Source organism: Flammeovirga aprica JL-4 (genome assembly GCF_012844305.1).
GTDB lineage: Bacteria > Bacteroidota > Bacteroidia > Cytophagales > Flammeovirgaceae > Flammeovirga > Flammeovirga aprica.
This window is the reverse complement of the sequence record NZ_JABANE010000411.1, coordinates 1-576: the sequence shown is the minus strand read 5'-3', so window position 1 is coordinate 576 and position 576 is coordinate 1. Positions and strand designations below refer to the sequence as shown.

Below are 576 nucleotides of genomic sequence, written 5' to 3'. Positions count from 1 at the left end.
TGTCTTCGGCGGCATCGCCGCGCCGCTGGCGGGTCTCGGCGGCGAAACAATGCTGAAAATGAGCCTCGCGATGGCCATCTGCTACCTGCTGGCGCTGCTGCTGGGCCTCAGCAAACCGCGCGACGCACGCTAATCTCCTGCTGCGGTAATAAAATATTCCAGATTTATTACCGCACTATTTCCCGCCATACCTACCATTCTCCTATTATTCTCCACGTACTAATCGTGATACTCTTCACAGGCAAGGAATAAATAATTCCTTATACTGCGCGCCACTGAGAATAACGAGGTTTCTATGAGTATCGACCTGAGCAAACTGCTGACCGAGCGACGTAACGCCAACAGCGCCAACATTGACACCCTCTCCACCCTCGAGATGCTGACGGTGATAAACCAGGAAGACCAGCAGGTAGCCCAGGCGATAACGCCCTATCTGCCGCAGATTGCCGAGGTGGTGGATAAGGTCGCGGCAGCGCTGCAGGCCGGTGGCCGCTTGATTTACATTGGCGCGGGTACCTCAGGGCGTCTGGGGATCCTCGATGCCAGCGAATGCCCACCGACCTTCGGCACCCGCCC

General features: G+C 56.8%; 1 pseudogene. It reads left to right on the top strand.

The features are described 5' to 3' along the window. Window positions 1–295 precede the first annotated feature (295 nt). Window positions 296–576: pseudogene (locus tag HHU12_RS34655) on the top strand (N-acetylmuramic acid 6-phosphate etherase); the annotation flags it as partial.